Source organism: Phormidium sp. CCY1219, from assembly GCF_055795085.1.
This window is the reverse complement of record NZ_JAYFEQ010000169.1, coordinates 1-4,965: the sequence shown is the minus strand read 5'-3', so window position 1 is coordinate 4,965 and position 4,965 is coordinate 1. Positions and strand designations below refer to the sequence as shown.

The 4,965-nt window shown below is 51.8% G+C and carries 4 protein-coding genes; 2 read left to right on the top strand and 2 right to left on the bottom strand.

Annotated features, from left to right (window positions below; translation table 11 throughout):
- Nucleotides 1-106 precede the first annotated feature (106 nt).
- Entirely contained in the window at nucleotides 107-991 is an 885-nt protein-coding gene (folP, locus tag AC0QH1_RS00995) for a dihydropteroate synthase (RefSeq protein ID WP_324628863.1), read from the top strand.
- A 65-nt stretch (nucleotides 992-1,056) separates the two neighbouring features.
- On the opposite strand, the gene AC0QH1_RS00990 is transcribed toward folP, so the two are convergent.
- On the bottom strand, nucleotides 1,057-1,965 hold the full coding sequence (locus AC0QH1_RS00990; RefSeq protein WP_324628861.1) for an SPFH domain-containing protein: 909 nt from the start codon (nucleotides 1,963-1,965) through the stop codon (nucleotides 1,057-1,059).
- 106 nt (nucleotides 1,966-2,071) lie between these two features.
- Nucleotides 2,072-3,751 carry an alpha/beta hydrolase gene (locus tag AC0QH1_RS00985; protein WP_324628859.1) on the bottom strand — a complete coding sequence of 560 codons (1,680 nt, stop codon included), beginning with the start codon at nucleotides 3,749-3,751 and terminating at the stop codon, nucleotides 2,072-2,074.
- 508 nt (nucleotides 3,752-4,259) lie between these two features.
- On the opposite strand from AC0QH1_RS00985, the gene AC0QH1_RS00980 reads away from it, so the two are divergent.
- Nucleotides 4,260-4,787, top strand: coding sequence for a heme-binding protein (locus AC0QH1_RS00980; protein WP_324628858.1), 528 nt, complete (start codon nucleotides 4,260-4,262; stop codon nucleotides 4,785-4,787).
- Nucleotides 4,788-4,965 lie beyond the last annotated feature (178 nt).

Here is a 4,965-nt window from a genome sequence, read left to right as displayed (position 1 = left end):
GGGGCTTGGTAAGACTTTATTTTCCCAAGCTCACCTGACCAGAAGACCAGACTTATCTAAGTTTGGTAGCCATGAAGTTTAACCCCAATCAACCGATCGCTCCACCATGAACCATCAACCCTCCACCCTCAATCACGCACCGGCACCGAGGACGATAACCATCCGCGATCGCCCCTTCCACTGGGGTCAGCGCACCTATCTGATGGGGGTGCTTAACGTCACCCCAGATAGTTTCAGCGATGGAGGGCTGTTCGATCGCCCGGAATCGGCTTTGGCTCAGGCTAGGCATTTAATCGCTTCCGGTGCCGATATTCTCGATATCGGCGGTCAATCCACCAGACCAGGTGCCACCGAGGTGCCCCTGGACGAAGAACGCGATCGCGTGGTACCCATTATCCAAGCCCTACGCCGCGATCGCGGCTGCAATCTGCCGATTTCGGTAGATACCAACCGATCGCAGGTGGCAAAAGCGGCGATCGAAGCCGGTGCGGATCTCGTCAACGATGTCAGCGGCGGTACTGCAGACCCGGAAATGCTCTCGGTGGTCAGCGAGTTGAAGGTTCCGTTTGTATTGATGCACATGCGCGGGACGCCGCAAACCATGCAGCAACTCACCGACTATGGAGATTTAATCGGCGAGATTAGCGCATTGTTCGCCCGTCAAATCGCCTCCGCGATCGCCGCCGGCATTCCGCGACACCAGATTATCCTCGATCCGGGGATCGGGTTTGCCAAAACCTACGACCATAACCTGACACTGCTCAGAGAACTCTGTGCCTTTCGGTCCTTTGGTCTTCCCCTGCTTGTCGGTCCGTCGCGCAAAAGCTTTATCGGTCGCATCCTCGAGCGAAGCGACCCCAAACAACGAGTCTGGGGGACCGCTGCGACTTGTTGTGCCGCGATCGCCGCCGGTGCGGACATTATCCGCGTTCACGACATCCCTGAAATGCACGATGTCTGTCGCGTCGCCGATGCCATTTATCGCCCTTAAAGCAGGTGTTAGCCCTTGAGAATTGAGAATTGAGAATTAAGAAATAAAAACCAACATCTCAATTCTCAATTCCCCCCAGACCCCGATCCATTCCCCGAATTCCCTCCAGACGGCGGATTCCCTCCAGACGGCGGATTCCCCCCAGAAGGCGGATTCCCCCCCGGCGGAAAATTCCCATTCGGAAACAACGTATTTGAATTAACCGGCGTTTGCATCAACTCCGCTAAGGCATCGGACATTGCCTTCGGATCCATAAAAATTACTTTAGAATTCGGACTTTTGCTCAATTCCTGACTGGCATCCATATACCGTTTGGCAATCAAATATTTCAGCACTTCTTCACTGCTCATTTGTGGGCTTAAAGACTTTAAAATAAGCTGCACCGATTCGGCGGTGGCTTCTGCTTCTAAAATCGCCGCCCGTTTTTGGATTTCTGCCGCCCGTTGCTTTTCCATCGATTCCAGTACCCGAGTAGGCGGATCTAAATCTTGGACTTCCACGCGCAACACTTTAATTCCCCATCCTGAAGTTGCCTCGTCTAGATTTTTTAACACTCGTTTATTGATTTCATCCGTGGAATAAAAGGTCTCTTCTAACTCCATGTGGCCGATAGTCGATCGCAAGGTGGTGAGCACTAAATTTTTAATAGCCAAATTAATGTTATTAATTTCATAATATGCCTTTTCTAAATCCATAATTTTCCAATAGACCACCGCATCCACTTGGATGGCCACATTATCGCGGGTGATGGCACTTTGGGGCGGAACGTCCAAAACCTGCTCTCGAACCGTATCTTCTACCACCAGACTTTCTAAATAAGGCCAGACAAAATTAATTCCCGGGTCGAGTTTGCGGTTGAATTTACCAAATCGTTCCACCAAGGCTTCATCCCCTTGATTGATGACTTTTAAGGCACTAATCGCGTAACCTAAAGTAAAGAGGAGGGGAACGCTCAACGCAAATAAGCTATCCATAAATGATGTTTTCCAAGGATAAAAAGGGGGAATGTGGCTAATTACGATCGTAGGGCGGCGATCGCGGCAGTGGTGAAAGGAGCGATCGCCATCACTGAAACCCCCGTCAGTCCCGTTGGCTGATTTCTTCGCGACTTTCGATCCAGCGGGCCAACCTGTCGGGAAGTTCCCGATTTAGACGCAGGGCAATCTCTTCGGTAGAGAGAGATTGGGCGTAAGCTGCGGTTAAAAAAGGAGCGTAGGTTTTCGCTTCGGGAGTGTTCTGCTTGATAAATGCCAAGCTCACACCGCGAACCAGTTGGCGTAGATTTTGAGTTTCGGCGTCGCTGGGGTCTTCGGGTAAGGTGGTTTGAGTTTCCACTAAAGTGGGATTGTCCGGATCGCTGGCGCTAAAATGATTGCCGCCGATCGCGCTCACGAGATATTTTGGCTCTGGGAGTTGGCGAAACGGTGCCAGTTGATGGTCGATCGCCGGTGCCCAGGAATCATCGCTGCCACTTAACAGTAGCACGGGGGTCTGGACTTTCTCCAGTCCTTGCGGGCCAAACAGGTCTCCCACCATCGGATTGAGGGCGATCGCGCTTTTGATGCGGCGATCGCGCAAGTTGACTCGGTTTCCTTCCAATTTCCCGGCGGCACATTGCAATAAATCCGCCGGGGATTGCCCTAACTTGCGCTGCTTTTGACACACCTCGCGCAAATGGGGTAAGTCTACTTCTGCGCCGGCTAGGGCCAAAATGCCGTATCCGCCCAAGGAATGTCCGATCGCCACAGTTTCTGCGGTGTTGAACTGGTTGTAAAACGTTCCGGGTTGACGGTTCAATGCCTCGAGTTCGTCGAGCACGAAGCGGATATCCCGGGGGCGATGGAGAAATTCCTCGGCTTCGATTAAATCCGTCGGATCCAAGGTGACGGGTAGCTGTTGCAACCACGCTTCGTTGCTGCCCGGGTGTTCCACACTGACCACGGTGAGACCGTGGGAGGCGAGATGGCGGGCCAGGTATTCTAAAAAGAAGCGATCGCTGGCAAATCCGTGGGACATGACCGCCAACGGTCCGGAGGAATTGGGACTGGAATAAATCTCTACCGCGATTTCCCGGTTGCGCTGGGTATCTTCCAGGGTGAGGGTTTGCGCGGAGACGGTTTGCGGGCCTTTGGCGGCGGGGTCGAAGCTGGGGTAAAACGGGTCTGTCTCCACTTCCAGGGCGGTTTCGAGGCGGGTTTTGAGGATTTGCCCTTCTAGATAGGAGAGATTCAGGCGAGAGGCGACGCCGATGATGCTGGTGGCATCCAGGGTAATGGTTTCCCCGGGTAAAGCTTTTAAAATGCCTAAGAAACTCAGACCGTTTCCTTTGCTGGCGACTAAGGCGATCGCTGCTTTCATTTCTTCGATGGTACTCTCGGGAACCAGCAGCAGCAGGGTGCGAAGTAAGCGGTTTCCTTCTGGCGATTCAAAGAGTTTATCGATAACTTCGTCGGTCATTTCCGGGTCGATTTCTACCCGTTGGGATAACACCTCTCGCAATCCGGGGGGGAAAAGGGGGCTGAGGGGTTCGAGTTGACCGGAAAGTTTGCCCGTTTTGGCATATTCTTCTAGGTCGGAAATGGCGATCGTTCCTGACCACGGACCGAGACGCAGGGTGAGTCTTTCCGCCGCAGAAGTCGGGAGTACAGATCCCGAAGCGATCGCAAAAACCGTGGCGAACAGAGGGGCGATCGCCTGGGAAATCCACCCTCTTCTCCCTCTGGTTTGATGCCTCCCCAATGGGTTGTTTGTTGAATTCATCTCCATCCTTTGATAGCGTTTCACAGTTCCCATGCCCTACCCCTAAACAGGGGCGTTTCAACTACTAGCATCGAAGCGACGCTCCCGATCCGAGTTCCCCTGTGGGAATAACTTCTGGCTTACTATTATTTTATTCCACTGACTCGTTCCCAGTATAAACTGGGCAACCCGAGCTGAGGTTCCACTTCTCCCCCGTACCTCTGCTCAATTATTGGGGTCTTTCTTTAACCCGTATTCTATTCTATCATTTTTTCGGCAATTCTTCCCTACTGTGGCCAGCAAAAATTACCCCAGATTGGCGACTTTGCGTCACGCATCCGGCGTTTGCTGGGATGGGGGATACACCGGAAAACGCCACTTTTTTACTCCTATTGTCATCGGCATTTAGGGAGAAGTTGGCAGCGGTATAGGTCGGGGAATAAAATTGAGAAAAAAACTGTTTCGGTTTACAAAATTATTCCGGTTGCGGTATAATTTAGAGTTTAAAATATCGGATGAAAAATTACTGATGTCAGCTTCTTTACCCAAAGGATTTCCCAAACCCACCGAACCGGAGGCGATCGCCGTCAAAGACTATCCCGGATATCGCGCTGTCACCTATACCTATCAGGGACAAGTACAGCAAGCGACGCGGGTGGCATTTGACCCGCTTTACAATCACATTAGCCGCAATCAAATTGCCATGACCACCCCAGTAGAAGTGCGCTATACCGATGCTTCTGCGATTCAAGTAGAAACCCCCAGTCAAGCGGAGGTTTCTTTTCTCTATCCCGATCGCGAAATTGAGCCGCAAAACATCGGTTCGGATGTGAAAGTCACGGATTATCCGCCGATGAAAGTGGTCAGTATTGGCATTCAAGGCGCTTACAGTTGGTCGAGTTACGAAACCCATTTGCAGCGCTTGCAAGGGTGGTTGCAGGCCCATCCGGAATACAAAGCGGTGGGTTGTCCCCGACGGTTGCTTTACAATTCCCCAATGACCCCAGAACCCCTAAAGCGCAGTGAAGTACAAATTGCGATCGCGCCTGTGGATTGAGGAAAAACCTGGATGATTTCCCTTTCTATTTCGGGCAAATTGTCAGCAATTAACTGCTTTTTATGGTCGATAAGCGGTTAATTATTGAACCGTTTGTTGCCGGAGGCGGAGCCTCGGGGAGGCGTTCCCAGGCTGAGCCTGGGAACGAGTTACAAAATTCATTTTTCATTCATTGACT